The organism is Acinetobacter sp. C13 (assembly GCF_016809775.1).
GTDB lineage: Bacteria > Pseudomonadota > Gammaproteobacteria > Pseudomonadales > Moraxellaceae > Acinetobacter > Acinetobacter pittii.
The window spans coordinates 756784-775945 of record NZ_JAFBJL010000002.1 but is presented as its reverse complement, the minus strand read 5'-3'; the positions used below and the strand labels follow the sequence as shown (position 1 = coordinate 775945).

General features: G+C 35.3%; 15 protein-coding genes. 13 read left to right on the top strand and 2 right to left on the bottom strand.

Annotated elements, in window-relative coordinates; genetic code table 11:
* Positions 1–231: 231 nt before the first annotated feature.
* The 3 genes from brnQ to JGE69_RS08850 all read left to right on the top strand — a co-directional run bounded on the left by brnQ (position 232) and on the right by JGE69_RS08850 (position 2656).
* A complete protein-coding gene (brnQ, locus tag JGE69_RS08860) occupies positions 232–1533 on the top strand; it encodes a branched-chain amino acid transport system II carrier protein (RefSeq protein WP_005073945.1) in 1302 nt (433 codons plus the stop codon).
* A 189-nt stretch (positions 1534–1722) separates the two neighbouring features.
* Positions 1723–2142 carry a GlcG/HbpS family heme-binding protein gene (locus tag JGE69_RS08855; protein WP_014206963.1) on the top strand — a complete coding sequence of 140 codons (420 nt, stop codon included), beginning with the start codon at positions 1723–1725 and terminating at the stop codon, positions 2140–2142.
* 259 nt (positions 2143–2401) lie between these two features.
* The gene (locus JGE69_RS08850) at positions 2402–2656 is read left to right on the top strand and encodes a hypothetical protein (protein ID WP_005068965.1); all 255 of its coding nucleotides are present in this window, start codon (positions 2402–2404) and stop codon (positions 2654–2656) included.
* Positions 2657–2681: 25 nt separating this feature from the next.
* Here JGE69_RS08850 and JGE69_RS08845 read toward each other — a convergent pair whose 3' ends face one another.
* Entirely contained in the window at positions 2682–3137 is a 456-nt protein-coding gene (locus JGE69_RS08845) for a hypothetical protein (protein WP_032003796.1), read from the bottom strand.
* A gap of 141 nt (positions 3138–3278) precedes the next feature.
* Here JGE69_RS08845 and JGE69_RS08840 point away from each other — a divergent pair, with 141 nt between their 5' ends.
* The 8 genes from JGE69_RS08840 (at position 3279) to JGE69_RS08805 (ending at position 14948) form a co-directional block, all read left to right on the top strand.
* Complete coding sequence (locus tag JGE69_RS08840; RefSeq protein ID WP_005068960.1) at positions 3279–4139, top strand: alpha/beta fold hydrolase; 861 nt, start codon at positions 3279–3281, stop codon at positions 4137–4139.
* Between the two features lie 316 nt (positions 4140–4455).
* The gene (gene ptsP, locus JGE69_RS08835; RefSeq protein ID WP_199112730.1) at positions 4456–7308 is read left to right on the top strand and encodes a phosphoenolpyruvate--protein phosphotransferase; all 2853 of its coding nucleotides are present in this window, start codon (positions 4456–4458) and stop codon (positions 7306–7308) included.
* Between the two features lie 15 nt (positions 7309–7323).
* Positions 7324–8271, top strand: coding sequence for a 1-phosphofructokinase (gene pfkB / locus JGE69_RS08830; RefSeq protein ID WP_016145539.1), 948 nt, complete (start codon positions 7324–7326; stop codon positions 8269–8271).
* Positions 8258–9976, top strand: a complete 1719-nt coding sequence (locus JGE69_RS08825) for a fructose-specific PTS transporter subunit EIIC (RefSeq protein ID WP_199112731.1) — start codon at positions 8258–8260, stop codon at positions 9974–9976. Before pfkB ends, JGE69_RS08825 begins: the two co-directional genes overlap by 14 nt.
* Positions 9977–10812: 836 nt before the next feature.
* Positions 10813–11277, top strand: a complete 465-nt coding sequence (locus tag JGE69_RS08820) for a MarR family winged helix-turn-helix transcriptional regulator (RefSeq protein ID WP_002121027.1) — start codon at positions 10813–10815, stop codon at positions 11275–11277.
* 194 nt (positions 11278–11471) lie between these two features.
* On the top strand, positions 11472–11687 hold the full coding sequence (locus JGE69_RS08815; protein WP_002120955.1) for a hypothetical protein: 216 nt from the start codon (positions 11472–11474) through the stop codon (positions 11685–11687).
* 579 nt (positions 11688–12266) lie between these two features.
* Positions 12267–14357, top strand: a complete 2091-nt coding sequence (locus JGE69_RS08810; RefSeq protein WP_199112732.1) for an EAL domain-containing protein — start codon at positions 12267–12269, stop codon at positions 14355–14357.
* 147 nt (positions 14358–14504) lie between these two features.
* A complete protein-coding gene (locus JGE69_RS08805; RefSeq protein WP_002120966.1) occupies positions 14505–14948 on the top strand; it encodes a universal stress protein in 444 nt (147 codons plus the stop codon).
* A 54-nt stretch (positions 14949–15002) separates the two neighbouring features.
* Here the strand turns inward: JGE69_RS08805 and JGE69_RS08800 are convergent, their stop codons facing one another.
* Positions 15003–16439, bottom strand: a complete 1437-nt coding sequence (locus tag JGE69_RS08800; RefSeq protein WP_199112733.1) for a glucose/sorbosone family PQQ-dependent dehydrogenase — start codon at positions 16437–16439, stop codon at positions 15003–15005.
* 393 nt (positions 16440–16832) lie between these two features.
* On the opposite strand from JGE69_RS08800, the gene JGE69_RS08795 reads away from it, so the two are divergent.
* Both JGE69_RS08795 and JGE69_RS08790 read left to right on the top strand, forming a co-directional pair.
* The gene (locus tag JGE69_RS08795) at positions 16833–17465 is read left to right on the top strand and encodes an SOS response-associated peptidase family protein (RefSeq protein WP_032062764.1); all 633 of its coding nucleotides are present in this window, start codon (positions 16833–16835) and stop codon (positions 17463–17465) included.
* 224 nt (positions 17466–17689) lie between these two features.
* Positions 17690–19144: a SulP family inorganic anion transporter gene (locus tag JGE69_RS08790; RefSeq protein ID WP_199112735.1), complete on the top strand. Its 1455-nt coding sequence runs from the start codon at positions 17690–17692 to the stop codon at positions 19142–19144.
* The last annotated feature ends 18 nt before the right edge of the window (positions 19145–19162 follow it).

Here is a 19162-nt window from a genome sequence, read left to right as displayed (position 1 = left end):
ATAATAGAAATTCATACTTTTATTTTTGCATAATTTCTTTAAAAAGTCAGAGGCAAAAAATGATTTCCTAATTTCTTTCAATGGTTTTTCAAATACATACCTTAACCAATTGATATTTTTAATATCTACTAAAGGTTTTTATGCTCTGAAAAAAATCTTTTTCACATAAAATACCGCTTGATCATGCTCTCGTTTGCTCTAAAATTCCTTTTTTTTTATTAATTTTAATTTATGCAACATCTTCGTACTGGAGATATTATTGCCCTAGGTTTTATGACCTTTGCTCTTTTTATTGGAGCTGGCAATATTATCTTTCCTCCCATTGTCGCTCAACAAGCCGGTGATCATGTATGGCTAGCCGCTATAGGCTTTTTGATTACTGCAGTTGGTCTACCTGTAATTACCATCATGGCACTCTCTCGTATGCAGGGTTCCATTGAAATTATTAGCTCTCCTCTCGGTCGAGTAGCAAGTCTGATTTTAACTGTTGTTTGTTATTTATCAGTAGGCCCTTTATTTGCTACCCCACGTACAGCTACTGTTTCTTATGAAATTGGTTTTTCATCTTATTTTGGAACATCAAGTAGTAGCCTTTTAATTTACAGCGCAATTTATTTTTCATTTGTAACTGTAGTTTCACTTTATCCAAACAAGTTATTGGATACTGTTGGTCATGTGCTTGCTCCGCTAAAAATTATTGCTTTAGCAATTTTAGGTATTGCAGCAGTTATGATCCCAGCGGGTTACGTCCCTGCTCCAATCAACCATTACGTTGAATCTCCAGTTTCGGAAGGTTTCGTAAATGGTTATCTCACTATGGATACTTTAGGTGCACTAGTATTCGGTATCGTAATTATTCAAGCGATTTATTCGCGTGGTGTTACCGATAAAAAATTAGTCACTAAGTATGCGATTATTGCCAGTCTTATTTCTGGTGCAGGTCTTACTTTAGTCTATTTAAGCTTATTCAAATTAGGTGTAGGTAGTCATGAAGTAGCACCAAATGCAGCAAATGGTGCAGTAATTTTACATGCGTATGTTCAACATGCTTTTGGCAATATGGGTTCATTATTCTTAACTGGACTAATTTTTCTAGCATGTATGGTGACAGCGATTGGCTTAACTTGTGCTTGCGGTGAGTATTTTGCTCAGTTAACTAAATTGCCTTACAAACTTTTAGTATTCATTTTAGTTGGTTTCTCTTTCATTATTTCTAATCTTGGATTAACCAAACTTATTGCTGTATCAGTACCTGTTTTAAGTGCAATTTATCCACCAGCCATTGTTGTAATTATGCTGAGCTTCTTTTGGAAATTTTGGCACAAACCCTCTTTTATTGTCGGTTCAGTAACAAGTATTGCTTTAATTTTCGGTATTATTGACGGTATTAAAGTTGCTGGTTTTGGTGATTATTTACCTGCATTTCTTCAACATTTACCTTTAAATGAACAAAATTTAGCTTGGTTGATCCCATCTTTAGTTGTTCTAGCAATTACCGTAATTATCGACAAAGTTAAATTTAAAAACATTTAATCTAGTGTCTTTTTTGAAATCGAGTTTTACCCAAACATGATTTTATATATTGAATAAAATGCTGAGTTTACCCAACCGGCATTTTATTTCCACACTACTTTCAATGACAAATCAACTATAGATATAATCAGTTTTTACTGTAAAATTACACTAAAATAATTTTTAGCTTACTAGGAAAGAAGAGCAACAATGAAAAGTAAATATTACCTAACACAAGCAGACGCAGAGTTTTTAATGGAAGAAGCTCAAAAATATGCAATTGAACACAACTTTAAAGTCAGTATCGCTATTGTTGATGAAACAAGTTCTCTACTGTTGATGAAACGTTTAGATGGTGCTTCACCTTTATCCTCACATTTATGCTTAGAAAAAGCAAAATGCTCTTCAATATCAGGTAGACCTTCAAAATTTTATGAAGAACTTCTACAAAGTGGACGCTTAGGTTTTTTAAGTATGCCTAGTGCTCAAGGAATGTTAGAAGGTGGAAAACCGATTATTTATGACGGGCAAATTTTAGGGGCGATTGGCGTTTCTGGTGTTCAATCTTTTGAAGATGCAGAAATTGCTCAACATGCGATTGATACATTTTTAAAAAAACAAAACAGCTAACCTGAAATGATAGAAAAGAGAAATTATTACACTTTTCATTAAAATATTTTCTCTTTTCTAAAACATTAAGTATTTTATACAAAAATATTTAATATTTACTTTTTTAATACCTTAACCTTTTATAAACATAGAGTTTTTTATAAAACTGTTCAAAAAATTTTCTATTCACTATTGAATTGAATTAAAAATAGAAGTACAACATTAAACTTATTCTTGACTAAAACATTCGGTTTTAGCGCAACCACAAGGAGGGATGGAGATGTTATCATTACATTTCAACAAACAAGTCTTCATTAACACTCTGAACAGCAAAGATTCAGTTGTTTATGGAGTAACACCGCTTGCTCTTATGCTGACTTTACTGTTTCAAGGTATGATTAAAGGAAATCTGAAACCCGAATACTTTATGTATGCGATGGTTGTTTCTTTCATATTTTGTGTGTGGGCCTTTGTCGACCATAAGATGCGAAAACTAGCTAAAAGACGTCTTAGTCAACAAAACTCGAATACTTAAAAAATGGATGAGCAATCATCCATTTTTATACATCCAAAAATAAAAAAATTGTTCCGATAACTAAAATAGCTGTAGCTACTAATTCAGTCAAAATTAATCCCACCATCATTAAAGTCATCATCCATGAAGGTAAGCTAAAACGACCTAGCTTGTGAGGACGTTTGAATTGATTTGTTGTGTCCTGTAAATAGCCATGTATGATATAAACCAGAATTGAAAAACTAAAAAATAGAATATTTGCGAACACACACCATAAAGTAATATTTTCATTTAAAACAGTAAAATAACTTAATACAGCTAGAATTAAGCTAGCAGCTGCATATAACAAACTACTTCGATGAGCGATATCCACATAATAATGAGCACGACTTAATTCTGAATGGCGTATTTGCCAATATTTCCATACCCCAGTTAACATTCCTATCCATAAAAATATGCCACTAAACACAATTGCGAGCTGTACAGCTTTTGGTAAATCCATCTTTTTTCCAATTATTTGTTTTATTCAAATTTAATGAGCTATATAACATAAATATTGACTTTATAGTCACATTTTAACCAAGTTTCATTTCGGAACTCCTGTAAATTAAAGATATCAATAAACCAATCACTACGAAATATTATGGATAACACTTTTGAATCATTTTGGATGACCTGTAAAGATGGTTATCAACTTGCTGCACATTTTTATCCAGCTCAATCCCCAAAATCAGCAAATCCCGTATTGATCTGTCCAGCAACAGGTATTACTAAAAACTTCTATCATTCTTTTGCTACATGGTTAAGCGAACAAGGATATGACGTATTAAGCTTTGATTTCCGTGGAATTGGAGGCTCTTTACACGGGTCTTTGAAGCAAAGTACAGCAAGTATTAATGATTGGGGAGTTCTCGATATTCCTTGTGCAATTGATACGTTATTAGAAAAAACTAAAGCAGAACAAGTTACCCTTCTTGGCCATAGTGCTGGTGGGCAGCTATTAGGAATTGTTCCTAATTTTCATAAAGTAGCAAAAGTTATCGCGGTCGCAGGTTCCACTGGCCATGTAAAAGGTCTTAAAGGTAAAACCAAGTTTTTAGCACCGGTAATGTTCAATGTCATCTTTCCAATTTCTAGTGCTTTTAAAGGTTATGGTGCTACTCAATTTATTGGAATGGGAGAAAACTTACCTAAAAAAGTCGCCCAACAGTGGCGAGAATTTTGCAGCCATCCTGGCTATGTGAAAAATGCTATAGGTAAAACAGTCCATCATGATTTTCATAGTGAAATTATCTGCCCTATTACTTCAATTTGGGCAAGTGACGATGAAATTGCAACCGAGCGTAACGTTGAAGATTTATTAAAACTTTATCCTAATGCGCCCACAAAAATGCTAGAGCTAAATCCCATGAAACTTGGGCATAAATCAATTGGGCACATGCTAATGTTTAAAAAATCACATCAAAACTTATGGTCACTTTTAGAACAGGAAATCCAACACTAATCTATTGATCTTTTACTTTTGCCTCTATACCCGTAATCCGGTATAGAGGTTTTTTTTAATATTAATACCCACTTCTTTTATAAAGTTAGTTTATTAACCTAATAATTATCATAAGAAAACAAAATATATTAATCACCTATTCCTTTGTATTAAAAACAAGCATTATTTACGTAAATACGTCGATATAGCTTTAAAGTTCTGCTATCGTTATTTATACGAAGCTGTTGTTTAAAAACGGTTAAACTAACCTTTTTTTAATACTAACAGCTTCTTTTTTTCTGTTTAGCTAAACCAAAGAAATTGTTCAAGGATAAGTATGCTAGCACTAGAGCCTCGACATATTCATATGAATCAACATGCTGTTGATAAAAAGCATGCATTACAGTGTCTAGTAGATATATTGGTAAAAGATGGGTTAGTTACACCTGACTACATTACAGGACTCATTAATCGCGAACAACAAAGTGCCACCTATTTAGGTCAAGGCATTGCTATTCCCCACGGTACAGCCCAATCTCGCGAATTTATTCTAGAAACAGGTATCCGTTTAGCTCACTTTCCAGAAGGAATTATATGGGATGGTGAAAACAGAATTTATTTAGCTGTTGTTATTGCAGCAAAATCTGATGAACATTTACAAGTTCTACAAATATTAACTCGAGCTTTAATGCATGATGTAAGTGAACAGGTAAAAAATGCTAAACAACCTGAACAAATTATTGAAATCTTACAAGCTCAACCATTATCTTTAACTTTACATGAGAATTTAATTCAAACTGAAATTGAATCTCAAGATATTGAAGATTTATTTTGGTCTGCATCTCAGATTTTAAAAAAACACAATTTCGTAAAGTGCGGTTTTCTAAGTTCACTTGACCCTGATCAAGTTATTCAACTACAAGATCAGATCTGGTCTATTTCAAGTAGTAAGTTTGTTCAACAACCAGCGATCAGCATTGTAAAACCTCGCCATGCTTTAGAGCTAGGTGAAAAAAAGTTAAATACTCTCGTGTGTATCGCTGCCAATGAGCAATTAGATAGTCAGAGATTTAATCGACTGATTGATATTCTGTTTAATCCAGAGCAAGTTGCACAGTTAGATCAAACACAAGCGCCAAATGAAATTGCTAAAATCATTGGTGCAGATGTTATTCCAGATTGGCCTCACCGTTCGGTTGTATTAGCCAATGCCCATGGATTACATGCTCGACCAGCAACTCATTTAGTGAACTTAACTAAAAGTTTTCAAGGTGATATTCAAGTCGCAGTAGATGACGGAAATTTTGTTTCTGCTAAAAGTTTGACACGCCTCTTGGCTTTAGGTTGTAAACGTGGCCAAACTTTACGTTTCATTGCCGAACCAGAAACGGATGCAGTTGAAGCTTTAGATAAAGTTATTTTGGCAGTGCAACAAGGCTTAGGTGAAGAAGTTGAACCTATACAATCTTCAGACATTAAAATTGAGCAATCTAGTGAAATCCCAAGCCATTCAAAACCACTTAGCTCAAATACAGGAATTGCTGCTTCAAGCGGTTTAGCTTTCGGACCTGTACATGTAATTAAGCCAAAGGTTTACCAATATGAACGTATGGGCTTAAGTGTCAAAATAGAAAAAGAAAAACTTGATATTGCGCTTCATGCTGTTAAAAACAATATTCACCAAGTTATTGCAAAATCTGAAGTGGCTGAGATTAAGCAAATCTTCCAAGCACATTTGGAAATGCTTGACGACCCAGATCTGATTAATGGTGTTTATCAAAAAATTAACTTAAATCTTTCTGCCCCTGCTGCATGGCATGAACATATTGAGACAGCAGCCAAAGAGCAAGCAGCTTTACCAGATCGATTACTGGCTGAGCGTGCTACAGATTTACGTGATATTGGTGATCGCGTTTTGGCTCAACTTTGCGGTGAGGTCATCATAGAAGAACCTAAAGAACCTTATATACTGATCATGTATGACGTAGGACCAAGTGATGTAGCCCGACTTAATAAAGATCGTGTAGCAGGTATTTTGACAGCTGTAGGTGGTGCAAGCGCTCATAGTGCTATTGTTGCTCGTGCTTTAGGTATCCCTGCAATTGTTGGGGCTGGTGATCAAGTACTAGATATTGAGCAAAAAAATTCTCTTTTAATTAATGGAGATACTGGAGCTTTTATCTTAAATCCCAATGCTCAACAAATCGAACAAGCAAAACAAGAACGAGAGCTTCAGAAAAAAATTCGTGAAGAAGCTGAACGTCATAGCCAAGAACCTGCAATTACTTTAGATCAACATCAAATCGAAATTGCTGCCAATTTAGGAAAAGTTCAAGCAACAGCCCATGCGGTAGAATGTGGCGCTGAAGCAATTGGCCTACTCAGGACTGAGCTTGTTTTTATGGCGCATAGTAGCGCTCCGAGTGAAGCTACCCAAGAAGCAGATTATCGTATTGTTTTAGATGCTCTAGCGGGCCGCCCTCTCGTAGTACGTACGCTAGATGTAGGTGGTGACAAACCGCTTCCTTACCTTCCAATTGCTGAAGAAGAAAATCCATTTTTAGGTCTAAGAGGTATCCGTTTAACGCTAAGACAGCCTGAATTGTTGCGTCAACAAATTATTGCTTTGCTTAAAGCTGCAGATGACCGCCCTCTAAGAATCATGTTTCCAATGATTGGCCGTGTGGAAGAATGGCGTGCTGCAAAAACTATTCTTGATGAAGTTAAAGCTGTACATCCATGCACCAACTTACAAGTTGGTATCATGATTGAAGTTCCTTCTGCTGCTTTACTTGCACCTATTCTCGCGAAAGAAGTGGACTTTTTCAGTATCGGAACAAATGACTTAACTCAATATACTTTAGCTATTGACCGTGGTCACCCTATCCTCTCGGCTGAAGCAGATGGCCTCCACCCAAGTATTTTGCAATTGATTGATCAAACTGTAAAAGCTGCACATAAGTATGGCAAATGGGTTGGTATATGTGGTGAACTCGCAGCCGATCCAAAAGCTGTACCTATTCTGATGGGCTTAGGAGTGGATGAGCTTAGTATGTCACCGAATAGTATTCCTTTGGTTAAAGCCCAAATTCGTACACTTAACTACAGTAAAGCTCAAGTGCTTGCAAAGCGTGCACTTGAATGTGATAGCGCTACTGCTGTACGTCAGTTATCCGAACAAGAAATGTAAAGATTAGGAATGGTAATGGCTAAAGTTTTAACAATTACTTTAAATCCTGCAATTGATGTGACTATACAACTCAAAGAGTTACAGATAGGTCAAGTAAACCGCCAAGAATCTGTAGAAATACATGCGGCAGGCAAAGGTTTAAATATTGCACAAGTTTTAAAAGATTTGGGGCATGAGGTTGTTGTTTCTGGTTTTCTAGGAGCAACAAACAGACAGATTTTCGATGACCATTTTAAAGAAGCTCAATTTCAACCTGAATTTATTTATATTGAAGGTGAAACTCGCCAAAATATAAAAATTGCTGAACATTCGGGACGTATGACTGATTTGAATGGAAAAGGTTTTTTCATATCTGAACTAGATAAGAAAAACCTCTTTCAAAAAATCGAGATGATTTTGCCTCAGGTAGATGTGGTTGCTATTGCTGGAAGCCTACCACAAGGTTTTAGTGCTGATGAGTTACAACAACTTATTAAACTTATTCAAGAGCAAGGTAAAAATGTTGCACTTGATACAAGTGGTAAAGCGTTGGTTGCTGCAATTGAATGTCAACCTTGGATGATTAAACCAAATACAGATGAGTTAGTAGAAAGTTATCAGCTTCCTGCTACAACCTATGCTGAACAAAAAAAACTTTTTGCAAACTTAGCTAAAATTGAACATGTCGTTATTTCGATGGGTGAAGACGGTGTAAACTGGTTACATGACACTCACCCACTTCATGCCACAGCACCTAAAGTGATAGTTAAAAGTACAGTTGGTGCGGGTGACTCTCTTTTAGCAGGTATGATTCATGGCTTATTAAGTGGCTTCTCTGCCGAAGAAACATTAAAAATTGCTACAGCAATTGCAAGCCACGCTGTAACACAAATAGGCTTTCGTATTCCTAATGCTGAAAAGCTAAACCAATTAAAAGCCCAAACAACAATCAATTCATTGAGTGAATCTGATGCCAACTGCTAAACGTTTATTATTTGTTATTAATAGTCCGCAACAGCAAGTCAATGCTTTGATTTTAGCTCGTAAGCTTGCACAAGTCGCGTCTCAACAGGGTTATCAAAACAGCATTATTTCGCTTGATGAATTCGAGGTGAATGAAAGCTTTGACCAAATTATCGTTGTTGGACAACGCCCGAAAAATCTTAATATTTTTGGTACACACCCTTTATCTTTCATTAACATTGAAGAGATCAAAAGTGATACTGATTCAGCTCTTCAAACTGCTTTAGATCATTTTAAATCTGCTCAAGACTGGCAAAATGATAATAACGTATCAGCACCTACAGCTAAAAAATTTGTTGCGATCACTGCGTGTCCTACGGGTGTCGCGCATACTTTTATGGCCGCCGAAGCTTTACAGCAAGGCGCAGAAAAGCTCGGTTATGAGATTGAAGTAGAAACTCAAGGTTCCGTTGGCGCAAAAAATATCTTATCACCTCAAGCTATTGCTGATGCGGACATCGTCATTCTTGCGACTGACATTGAAGTTAATACAGACCGTTTTGTAGGTAAACGTGTTTATAGATGTAGTACAGGTTTTGCTCTAAAGCAAACAGATAAAGCTTTTGCTGAGGCAATCAGCAATGCGCAAGTTTTAGAACAAGGTAAGCAACAAACATCTGCAGAAAACAAAGATAAAACCGAAAAAGTTGGTGTATATAAACACCTCTTAACAGGTGTCTCTTATATGTTACCTATGGTGGTGGCGGGAGGTCTTTTAATTGCCCTCTCTTTATGCTTTGGTCTCAATGCAGCTGAGCAAGCAGGCAGCTTACCAGCTATATTAAAACAAATTGGGGCCGCAGCATTTATGCTTATGGTTCCAATGTTATCTGGTTATATCGCCTACTCGATTGCTGATCGTCCTGGCCTCGCACCTGGTTTAATTGGCGGCTTACTTGCTTCTCAGTTACAAGCAGGTTTTTTAGGAGGTATTGTCTCAGGTTTTCTTGCTGGCTATATCGCGCTTTTTATTGCAAAAAAACTCAAACTTCCTACAAGTTTAGAAGCACTTAAACCGATTTTAATTATTCCTTTATTAGGCACATTATTTGTTGGTCTTATTATGTTTTACGTGGTGGGTCAGCCAGTAGCACATATTTTTGAGCTAATGAAAGACTTCTTAAACAACATGGGTACAACAAATGCTGTGTTAATGGGAATTATATTAGCAAGCATGATGTGTATTGATTTAGGTGGACCAATCAATAAAGCGGCCTATGCTTTTACTGTTGGGTTGCTGACAACAAACACGTATATGCCTATGGCAGCTACAATGGCTGGCGGCATGGTTCCTGCTATTGGTATGGCTATTGCGACTTTCATTGCAAGGAATAAATTTAGTACCGGAGAGAAAGATGCCGGAAAAGCAGCTTTCGTATTAGGTTTATGTTTTATTTCTGAAGGTGCTATTCCCTTTGCCGCTAAAGACCCAATGCGTGTTATTCCAACTTGCATTTTAGGTGGAGCTGTGACTGGAGCACTCGTTGCCCTATTCCATTGCGAGCTGGTTACTCCTCACGGCGGTGTATTTGTTCTTTTAATTCCTAATGCGATTAATCATGCTTGGTTATATCTTGCTGCAATTGCTGCTGGTAGTATTGTTACAGGGATAAGCTATGCCATTGTTAAGAAAAAAATAGAAGAAAAAATAGTGACTGTTTCATAATTAAAAAGGGAGAATATAAATTCTCCCCTTTTTTATAAATTATATATGCCTGATCTCATAAAAATTTAAACTGAAAACTATTTAATTCACTTTCTTTGAGACTTAAATCATTTAATCTGAATAGCTCTTGCCATAATCTGTGTTGGCACTTCTTCTGCGAGCATTACGGTTAGATTGGCTCTTTTAAGATTTAATGGATAAAATTTATTAAAATTATAATTTATAGACAAAAATACCTCTATTTCAAAAGCTTATTATTTAAAATAATGTTCGAAATTTATTAATAAAAATCAGTTATTTAATATAGAAAGCTAATTTTATTTTACTAAATAATAGATGTTTCATGTTAAATGTATGGTAAATTTCGGCAACATCAAAACAATACAAGTGATTGATACAAATAAATATTTTTTATTTAAATATCTTAATTTTTCATAGTTATGACTTTAGAGACAAAAACTTTCTCGTTCAATGCCACGTTCAAATCATAATTTTTTTTCTACGATGCCCTTGCAAGCAATATCGTTCAATTAACGATCAAGCAAGCTTAGATGCAATCTTACATATCCACTCAAAGAGTTTCAGGTACGGCTTTGTTAAACAGTTTTTACCTTTAATAATCTTTGATTATAGCTGAAGAGTATTTAAAGTTCGCAAAGTTATAGGAACGCTTTATAAAGATAAGGACAATTAAACCATGTCATTGTTAAATGAAGCTATATAACTTTTGCTCATCAAGTAAAGTCCTGCTATAACTTGCTTGATGAAACTATATTTTTCAACTATTAAAGATAGTTCACCAGGAATGCGATCCACCAAGGTATGGGGAAAAGTCAATGACAAAGAAGTATGCGCGTTTTTTACCTACAACAGAATCTTTTACTCTTGAAGATTTTCCATATTATTGGATTACTCAAGTACATGCTCAATATGTACAAAACATTGATAATGCTTTAAAAAAATATGGTTTAGATAACTCACGTCGACGCATCATGTTGGCTTTAAGCAGCAAGCCCCATGCGAGTGTTTCTGAACTTTCAGATATGATTATTTCAAAAATGTCGACTACCACAAAAATTGTTTATCGTTTGAAAGATGAAGGTTTGGTTGAAACTTACTCTTGCCAAACTGATGGTCGTATCACTCGTGTAGTACTTACAGAAAAAGGGACTGAAATGATCAACAAGATCAATGATCTTACAAGTGTAGTACTTGAGCAGTCTTTTGAAGGTATTACTCCCTTACAACTAGAAAAAATGATGGAAAGTTTAAAATTACTTTTAAAGAACCTTTCTCGCTAAGATGAAATAAGAATCTATTTATACCCAATAGTTAAGCTCTCATTATGAGAGCTTAACTATTTTAATGTCTCTACTTTAATATTGAGAGAAATGGCATCCCACATAAAATAATCAATTAACCTTCCATCTGTTGACTTGAGCTCTTAACTCCAGTAGAAATTCTCTTTCAATAACTGAATAGCAAATTTCGGAAAATGGCTAAAAGAAAATACAAAAGTGACAAATTTCAGGTACGTCGTATTAACCGTAGCTGGTGGGTACTTGAAAAAGATCTTGAATCAAACTGCTATTTAAAACATGAGCAAGTAGCAACAAAAACCTTGGCAAACAACTATGCTGATGATTATATCGAACAGTACTATATGAATCTGTACATACAACAACAGTTGAACAAGCCAGAAACTGTATAAAAAGCCATTTTGGCTTTTTTTATTTTTATAATTAAAATCTATAAAAATTATGCATAAAAAAAACCTACATCTTGGGGAAAATGTAGGCTATAAAATGCACAAAAAGGAAATATATATCCTTTTTGACAAAAAGAATTTTACGATAATACAAGCTATTATTTTATATTACTTTTGTAAACTTAATAGCGATTATTGTATTTAATTAACCTCTTTTGAGAGCTTCTTTGTTTATATTATGAATAAAATTTGATTTATCAAATTCTTTATTTTTTATCTTTACTCCTTCTACTTTCTTAGTTTTATTTTTAATATGACAAATATATATAGATAATTATAAGCTGCTGTTTTAATAAGTTTTTTACAAAAATAAGCATAAATATTTTTTTAAAGAAAGATAAATAAAAATTAATAAATAACAAAAACATAAATTAAATCTTTAGTATATATTAGTTTTAACAACTCAATTTTAGTTCAAAAAAAATACACATAAAATTTATTATTTGCTGTTTTGCTTACTACAGAAAGATTACAATAATGGCTAATAAATAGATTAATCAACACAATCTTTCTAGGCATGTTATGACTTCAATGTCGAACAACACCCAAAAGCATTTTATTGTTGAGCAAATTCCACTCCCAACTTGGGTAAGTGATGAAAATGGCTTGATATTATATTGCAATATAGAGTGTACAGAATATTGGTTGGATACTTTTTCTCCATTGCCAGAGCAATGGCTAGATTTTATTTATCCTGCCGATTTAGATGAAGTCAAAAACAAATGGCTCGAAGCAATTCGCCTACAAAAAAGAATCGAATTAAAATGTCGACTTTTACGAACTGGAAATCAATATAGATGGTGCAAACTATCGATTCAAGCATCTAAGTATCGTAGCTCCTCACAAACTAACGAATGGTATGTTAGCTTTTTAGATATAGATCACGATATTCAAGAACAACAAAACTTGCAAAAGAACATTGAAATACAAAATCAGATGTTAGATATCAGTGTAGATTGCATTAAAGTTCTAAATGTAGACGGCACACTTTCTCATATGAACAAATCAGGATGCCTCGCTTTAGGTGTACCTGTTGATGAAATAGAATTTGGAATGAAATGGCTCGAACTATTACCACCGCACATTCGTAAACGCGGTCGAGTCGCTTTGAAAAAAGCTCTTCAAGGTAAAGTTGCTAGATTTGCAGGAATGAGCTGCTTACCAGATCAGGATCCTGAGTATTGGGATAATATGCTTACCCCAATTCATCGGGAAAATGGTGAAATTGGACAAATCCTTTGTGTCTCACGTAATGTTACTCAACAACATTTGGCAGAAAACCAGCTTAGGAATATGAGTGAAAGAGATGAACTGACCGGATTATATAATCGGCGTTCATTTAAATTTCAACTTAAGCGTACTCTCTCATATTCAAAAGACACTCAAACAAGTGTAGGGTTACTTTTAATTGACCTCGACCACTTTAAACATATTAATGATACTTTAGGGCATAGCGCGGGCGATCATCTATTAAAAGTTCTCTCCAAACGCTTTAGTCATTGTGTAGATGATGAAAAGTGCTTTGTCGCGCGGTTAGGCGGAGACGAATTTGCGGTTATTATTAATAATCTTAATTCTGAAAATGATGTCCGAGAGTTAGCAGCCATTTTACTTCAACAGTTAAATCAGCCGATTACCTATTTAGGAAATGTCTTAAATGGTGGGATGAGCATTGGCTGCGCAATTTACCCGCAAGATGCCGTAGACCAGTCAGGTTTGCTCAGTTGTGCCGATATGGCATTGCATGATTTAAAAGCGCGTGGTCGTGGTGGTATTCGCATGTATGATCCATGCATGATGCAAATGACCGAAACAGTCGCTTCTCAGCTTAATTTAGCTCGTCAACTAATTCGCCATCATACAATCCAGCCTTATTATCAACCTAAAGTAGATTTAAGAACCCATCGTGTAGTGGGGTTTGAAGCTTTATTAAGATGGCATACAACCTCAGCTCAAAGAGGCTACCCTGCACAAATTGCGGAAGCGTTTAAAGATTATAATTTAGCGAGTAAGATCGGTGAAACGATGCAACATCAAGTTTTACGTGACATTGCCAAATGGATAACTTTTGGTATTACCCCTCTCCCTGTTTCACTAAATGCTGCACCAGTTGAGTTCTTAAGAGATAATTATGCTGAGAGACTTTTGAAAAAGATTAATCAATTTCAAATACCGATGCATTATATTGAAGTGGAAGTCACCGAACACATGCTAGGCGATCGAGGCTCGGAATATGTGATCCGTGCACTTAATAAATTAAAACAGCATGGGGTACGCATTGCACTTGACGACTTTGGTACTGGTTTTTCCTCGCTAACCCATATTCGCGATTACCCGATTGACAGTTTAAAAGTAGATTGTAGCTTTATCCAAAAGATGCAACATGACCCATCAATTTATGCAATTGTCCAAGCAATTGGTTTACTCGCTCCAAATTTATCACTCGGGCTTATCGCTGAAGGAATTGAAACTCCAGAACAAGAAGAACTGCTTCGACAATTTGGTTATAGCATAGGTCAAGGATTCTTGTTTGAATCTGCTATAGATGCTACTCAGGTTATTTCCATACTTAAACAAAATCAGCCTTACTTAGAAAGTCATTACAATTTTTGAAAATAAGAGGTTTAATAAACCTTTTAGTTTTTACTCATACTAAAAATAAACAATAATTTTTTAAAAACTGTTCATAATATAAACATAAAGATAATAATTTCGGTGTTCCCGCACCATACATTGTCACAAGACAATAAGGAGCAATATATGAGTTATCACCATATCTTGGTTCCAGTCGATGGTTCTCCTACTTCACTTATTGCCGTCAATCATGCAACAGCAATTGCAAAGGCCTTTGGCAGTAAAGTGACTCTAGTATATGCGCTTACTATAGATCCTTTCATTTCTGTAGAATTCATTGATAGTACAGAATTAGCACAGGATTATTTTAATAAAGCTAGAGCATCGATTCAGAGCATTTTAGACCAAGCTAAAGAACAATTTAGCCAACATGGAATTTCTGTTGAAACAAAAATTGTTGAGGGTCAAACAATCCACACAGAAATTATTAAAGCAGCTAATGAGCTAAAAGCAGATTTATTAGTGATTGGCTCGCATGGGCGAAAAGGGTTTAAAAAGTTCTTCTTAGGAAGTGTGACTCAAGCCCTTTTAGGAGAAATTCATTTACCAGTATTAGTCGTAACTGAATAGTTTTCTAAAGCTAAAAAACCGATCTTTAATAGATCGGTTTTTTAATAGCCTGTATTACTTAGCCTTATAGGTGAACTTAATGAGAGATCCTGGATTTTCTAATGTATTTGTTACTGAGCCATCATCTTTTTGAACATTTCCGGCAGTGTCAGTTAATACATATAAAACGTTCCCATCTGGACTTGCAATCACATCACGATAACGGTTGTTGCTTTTAAACATTGGCACAGCGTCATCATAAGTAGTGCTATAAGTTGGATCTAACTTAATACGGAAAATAACACCGCGTTTTAAAGATGGAACCAATAATGTATTTTCCCAACCAGTAATTGCTTTTTTACCGCCCTTATAGACATAGGCAGATGACGGCGCAACTGTTGGCCAACAAATATAGGTCATCTCTCCACAAGTTGGATCGTTATAGTTGTAGGTATCTTGAACGGTATATAAAGTTTTTAATGGTGGGACAAAGTTTTTACCAGTCCATTCAGATTCTTTCGTCACAGGAACCCCTGCGGCTACTTTTACTCCATTCTGAGCTAAATCCTTAATTGACTTATTGGCTGCTGCTGAATAGTTTGCATAAGCATAGCCACTATCATCTTTATAACCTGCTACATTCGGCCAACCATAGTTGCCACCTTTGACAATGAGGTTAATTTCATCGTCAGAGTTTGGGCCTTGTTCAGACTGCAACAATTTACCATTTGGAGTGAATGCTAAGCCCTGCGGATTACGATGTCCAAGTGTATAAATATGGCTAACCACCCCGTTAAAACTTGGATTATCCTTTGGAATACTTCCATCAAGATTTAAACGTAGTACTTTACCCATATAGGTGTGATAGTCTTTGCCATTCAGTTCTTGTTGAGTTGGCGTATGTTGTGCTTGATTTGGCAAGAACAAATAAGCAAGCTGGTTACGCCCTTGGTCACCAATCGTATAATAAATCTTTTGATCTGGACCAATGACAAGACGACCAGACTGATGGTCTTTCGATGATGGTAATCCCGCCAATAAATCTACTGGCTTCTCGAGCGTATCTGTTAATTTATTATAGGTATAACGACGAATAATAGTTTGATTAGGCAATTCTTTATCTGTAGATTTCGGATTTTTAAATGTACCTGAAATATAGATATAAGGATTATTTTTAAAGTCAGGATGGAAGGCAAAGCCTAATAAACCATTTTGCCCATCAGCATCATTGACAATCTCAGGCACCTGAAAAACTGTTTTTACACTACCCGACTCTGGATTCACTCTTAAAATCTTACCTGTTGCGCGCTCTGTTAACCAAATTTGATTATCAGGTCCCCACAACAAAGCATGTGGCTTATTTAAATTAGATAGAATAACTTTCTTGTCAAAGTTTTCTGTTTTTGCTTTAGCAAATTGAGATGGAGTTAGAGGAACATCAGCAAATGCTGAGAGTATAACTAGCTGAGCAGCGCCTAATAAAGCAATTTTAGCCAATAAATGTTTATTCATGTGTCCACCTTATAAATTGTCAAAATTTTCCGAGAATTTTTAAACCTCTAATAAAGGGTTTGTACGAGTTCTCTATATGATTTGTATTATGATGAATAACGAATCTATTAAAATCTAAATTTCTGAAAGGCTCTGTTGCATAAAAGTAGCTATTAAAACAGAATAAACTCTCTTTAAGATGAGCAACTTAACTATACGATTTATCTATTCTATTAATTTTATATCTGAAACTTTTTTGAAATGGCCATGAGTTAAATAAATATTTATTAACGAAGTAATTGATAGTTAAAAATTAATACTCAAAGAGACAATTCTAATTATAAAAATATACATCACTAAAGACTAAAAGTTAGAAGCTGTAATTGAGAGCTATTTTTACAACGAAGGTGTCTTATGTGTGCAAACTTTAAACCTATTAAGAGAATACATGCCAATCAATTAGACTTATTTGAACCAACTTTTGAATATAAGATGGATATTTTTCCGAGTGATGATTGTCCACTCATTTTATCTCATCAAAATGAGCTTGAGTGGAGAAAAGCTAAATTTGGAATGCTTCCCCCTTACGCTAAAGAAATCGCATTCAAATATGCAACGTATAATGCCAGAACAGAGACAGTACAACAAAAGCGCTCTTTTAAACATGCTTGGTTAAATGATCAGTTCGCACTTATTCCTGTTGAAGCCATCTATGAACCTAAATACATTAATGGAAAAGCTCATTGGTATGGTATTTTCCGTCAAGATCGACAACCTTTTACCCTTGCTGCAATCTATGAAGAAACACTTATAGATGAACAGAAAGTTAGATCAATGTCGCTATTAACAATCAATGCTGATCATCACCCTTTCATGAAACAATTTCACAAACCTGATGATGAAAAGCGTTCGGTTATTGTGATACCTGATGATCTTAGAAATGATTGGCTCAACTGTACTCATTCTGAAGCAAAAGACTTTTTCTTAGATATGCCTGCGAATGAATTTGCCTCAATGCCAAAAGCTGAAATGAAAAATTATGATTAAATCGATTTAGTCGACTTAGGTTAGTCAGCCTTAAAAACTTATGCTATTCTTCGGGCACTTTTAAATGCCTCAAACTCTCTATACCTATGACACTTACGCCACCTTAAGTTTATTTACCCTTATCTATTGTAAATAACTCATCACTGTTTAGTGATGTGGTGTAGTCGCTTGTGTTGGTATATCACATCACTAGCCTTTTAAATTTAGAACTTAGGCTATTTCTCATGTTATCCAATGTCCGAGAACAATGGTTCTCTAATGCCCGCGCAGATATTCTTTCTGGTCTTGTGGTTGGTCTTGCTTTAATTCCAGAAGCAATTGCATTTTCAATTATTGCGGGTGTAGATCCAAAAGTTGGTTTATATGCCTCTTTTTGTATTGCCGTTATTATTTCTTTCGTAGGCGGTCGTCCAGCTATGATTTCGGCAGCTACGGGTGCCATGGCTTTGGTTATGACAACGCTCGTAAAGGAACACGGGCTTCAATACTTATTCGCTGCGACAGTATTAACTGGCGTCATACAGATTTTGGCAGGATATTTCAAACTCGCTAAACTCATGCGTTTTGTTTCCAAATCGGTGGTAATTGGATTTGTTAATGCCCTTGCCATACTCATCTTTATGGCTCAATTACCAGAATTGGTAAATGTGACGTGGCATGTCTACTTACTAGTAGCAATTGGTTTAGGAATTATTTACCTTTTCCCCTATATTCCAAAAATTGGAAAGTTCTTTCCCTCGCCCCTTATTTGTATTGTAGTAGTAACATTACTCGCTATTTTTTTAGGGTTTGATGTTCGAACTGTTGGTGATATGGGTTCATTACCAGATACGTTACCTATATTTCTAATTCCGAATATTCCTTTAAATTTAGAAACCCTCCTTATTATTCTTCCATATTCTTTAGCCCTTGCCGCGGTTGGCTTACTTGAATCAATGATGACTGCAACAATCGTCGATGAAATGACAGATACATCTAGTGATAAATTTCAAGAATGTAAAGGTCAAGGCATTGCAAATATTGCTTCAGGTTTTATGGGCGGCATGGCGGGTTGTGCCATGATTGGTCAATCAATGATTAATGTAAAATCGGGTGGTCGCACACGTTTATCCACTTTCTGCGCAGGCATATTCTTACTTATTCTCGTGGTATTTTTAAGTGATTGGTTAAAAGTAATCCCTATGGCTGCTCTGGTTGCGGTCATGATTATGGTATCGATCAGTACTTTTGAGTGGAGCTCTCTGACTCAATTTAAAAATAATCCTAAAAGTAGTAATGTCGTTATGATCGCAACCGTTATTGTAGTGGTTGCTACCCATAACTTAGCACTAGGTGTATTAACTGGCGTATTACTTTCAGCACTTTTCTTAGCAAATAAACTTGAAAATGATATTCGTATTGAAACTTCATTCGAAAATCAAGCTCGTTTATATGAATTAAGAGGCCAAATATTTTTCAGTTCATCTGAAAAATTTATGCAAAGTTTTAACTTTAAAGAAAAAGTTAAAGAAGTCATTATTGATCTCACCCATTCTCATATTTGGGATGTGACCTCAGTTGCCATGTTAGATTCTGTTGTGAATAAATTTCAAAAGAACGGTATTCAGGTAACGGTTCGCGGTTTAAATGAAGCCAGCTCAATCATGATTGATAAATACGGTACTCATGCAAAAATCTAAAAAAGGTCCTTCGGGACC

Coding starts and splice junctions, on each gene's coding strand:
- brnQ (WP_005073945.1), top strand. CDS start 232: ATGCAACATCTTCGTACTGGAGATATTATTGCCCTAGGTTTTATGACC.
- JGE69_RS08855 (WP_014206963.1), top strand. CDS start 1,723: ATGAAAAGTAAATATTACCTAACACAAGCAGACGCAGAGTTTTTAATG.
- JGE69_RS08850 (WP_005068965.1), top strand. CDS start 2,402: ATGTTATCATTACATTTCAACAAACAAGTCTTCATTAACACTCTGAAC.
- JGE69_RS08845 (WP_032003796.1), bottom strand. CDS start 3,137: ATGGATTTACCAAAAGCTGTACAGCTCGCAATTGTGTTTAGTGGCATA.
- JGE69_RS08840 (WP_005068960.1), top strand. CDS start 3,279: ATGGATAACACTTTTGAATCATTTTGGATGACCTGTAAAGATGGTTAT.
- ptsP (WP_199112730.1), top strand. CDS start 4,456: ATGCTAGCACTAGAGCCTCGACATATTCATATGAATCAACATGCTGTT.
- pfkB (WP_016145539.1), top strand. CDS start 7,324: ATGGCTAAAGTTTTAACAATTACTTTAAATCCTGCAATTGATGTGACT.
- JGE69_RS08825 (WP_199112731.1), top strand. CDS start 8,258: ATGCCAACTGCTAAACGTTTATTATTTGTTATTAATAGTCCGCAACAG.
- JGE69_RS08820 (WP_002121027.1), top strand. CDS start 10,813: ATGACAAAGAAGTATGCGCGTTTTTTACCTACAACAGAATCTTTTACT.
- JGE69_RS08815 (WP_002120955.1), top strand. CDS start 11,472: ATGGCTAAAAGAAAATACAAAAGTGACAAATTTCAGGTACGTCGTATT.
- JGE69_RS08810 (WP_199112732.1), top strand. CDS start 12,267: ATGACTTCAATGTCGAACAACACCCAAAAGCATTTTATTGTTGAGCAA.
- JGE69_RS08805 (WP_002120966.1), top strand. CDS start 14,505: ATGAGTTATCACCATATCTTGGTTCCAGTCGATGGTTCTCCTACTTCA.
- JGE69_RS08800 (WP_199112733.1), bottom strand. CDS start 16,439: ATGAATAAACATTTATTGGCTAAAATTGCTTTATTAGGCGCTGCTCAG.
- JGE69_RS08795 (WP_032062764.1), top strand. CDS start 16,833: ATGTGTGCAAACTTTAAACCTATTAAGAGAATACATGCCAATCAATTA.
- JGE69_RS08790 (WP_199112735.1), top strand. CDS start 17,690: ATGTTATCCAATGTCCGAGAACAATGGTTCTCTAATGCCCGCGCAGAT.